Source organism: Pseudomonas edaphica, assembly GCF_005863185.1.
Taxonomy (GTDB): Bacteria; Pseudomonadota; Gammaproteobacteria; order Pseudomonadales; family Pseudomonadaceae; genus Aquipseudomonas; species Aquipseudomonas edaphica.
In genome coordinates this window covers 1-1,527 of record NZ_VBVZ01000949.1, presented here as the reverse complement: position 1 = coordinate 1,527, position 1,527 = coordinate 1, and the positions used below count along the sequence as shown (strand labels likewise).

At 62.0% G+C, this 1,527-nt stretch carries 1 protein-coding gene and 2 pseudogenes; 1 reads left to right on the top strand and 2 read right to left on the bottom strand.

Annotated elements, in window-relative coordinates; all coding sequences use genetic code 11:
- Positions 1-135 (bottom strand): annotated as a pseudogene (locus FEM54_RS35255) (SphA family protein); the annotation flags it as partial.
- Between the two features lie 203 nt (positions 136-338).
- Here FEM54_RS35255 and FEM54_RS32380 point away from each other — a divergent pair.
- Positions 339-1,373, top strand: a complete 1,035-nt coding sequence (locus FEM54_RS32380; protein WP_138454260.1) for an AraC family transcriptional regulator — start codon at positions 339-341, stop codon at positions 1,371-1,373.
- Positions 1,374-1,433: 60 nt separating this feature from the next.
- Here the strand turns inward: FEM54_RS32380 and FEM54_RS32375 are convergent.
- Positions 1,434-1,527: pseudogene (locus FEM54_RS32375) on the bottom strand (transcriptional regulator); the annotation flags it as partial.

Below are 1,527 nucleotides of genomic sequence, written 5' to 3'. Positions count from 1 at the left end.
GTCCAGCGGCAGGATGTAGAAGCCATCGGTGCCGGGGCCGATGTTGTCGACGCCGCCTTCGGTGGCCAGGGCCGGCAGGCTGAGCAGGCTCAACAACGCCAGTTGCAGGGGGGGAAGTGCACAGGTGGGGTTCATGTCTGGCCTCTTTATTATTGTTAGGGCACCGCTGACGTTAGAAATATGCCTTCAGCGCCCGGCGGGGCAGGGTTTTGGCGGCCAGATAGGGGGACTTTGCCGGACAGGTTTCGCTCAGGATGCAGCGGCTCTTGCAAGCGCCTATGATTAACAGGATGTTTCTAAAACAAGAGCTGAAGTACTCAGTCGGGAACCCGTAAGCCATGCAAAGGAAAGCCGTTGACCCGCAATTTGAATTGGCGCTGGTGTCGCCCTTCCTGTTGCAGACCCTCGGGCACGTGGTAGCGCAAAATGGCGCGAATGCCGAAGCGTTGTGCCGAGGCCTGGGGTTTACCCTGGCCGACCTGGATGACCCGGCCCAGCGTATTTCCTATCGCCAGGCTGTGGCGATGATCCAGCGCGCACTCAAGGTGCTTCCCGATCAGGGGCTGGGCCTGTGGGTGGGGCATCAGAACGTGCTGGGCACCCTCGGCCTGCTCGGCCATGTGATCTCCCTGTGCAAAACCCTGCGCGATGCATTTGCCATTGGCGAGCGCCATCAGCACACCTCAGGCGGCATCGCCACCACCCGTACCCATGAGACCTTGGAAGAAGTACACGTCGACGTCGAATGCCTGCTGCCGTTTGCCGAGGTGCAGGTGTTTGCGGCCGAAGAGTTCTTCGCCAGCCTGATGGTGTATGGCCGCGCGCTCGTGGGGGAGACGTTTATGCCCCTGCGCATGGAGTTCGTGCACGCTGCGCCGCCTTACCAGGCTGAGTACCAACGCCTGTTTGGCGCGGATGTGCGCTTTGGCTGCCTGCACAATCGCATGGTGCTGGCCCCGCATTGGCTGGATAAACGCCTGCCTAATCACCACGCCTTGGCGTTGCGCCAGGCCCTGGAGTTGCTGGAGTTGGAGAGCGCGCAGTTGCACCAGAAGATGGACCTGATCCAGGCCGTTGAACGCGCTATTTCGCGGGATTTGCAGGGCAGCCAGCTGGAGAAGGTCGCCGGCGACTTGAACATGAGTGGGCGCACCCTGCGCAGGCGCCTGACCGAACACGGGCTGACGTTCGAAGCGTTGCAGGAGCAAGTGCGACGTGCACGTACCATGGGGTTGCTGGGGAATCCGGGGCTGTCGATCGAACGTATTACCGAGGAAGTCGGTTATAGCGATGTGCGCAGTTTTCGGCGGGCCTTCAAGCGCTGGACAGGGGTGAGCCCGAGTGCGTTTCGTGGCGAAGGAGGAGGGGCCTAGTCCTCGGGGGAGCCGATAAGCCTGCATGAAGAAGCCCCGAACCTGTCGGGGCTTTGTCCATCAACCCAAGGCCGCGAGCTGCGCCACGGTTTCCGGAAAGCGCGCCACCAGCCGAATCAAGGTGGTGGCCTGGGCGTTGGGCTTGGCCCGGCCT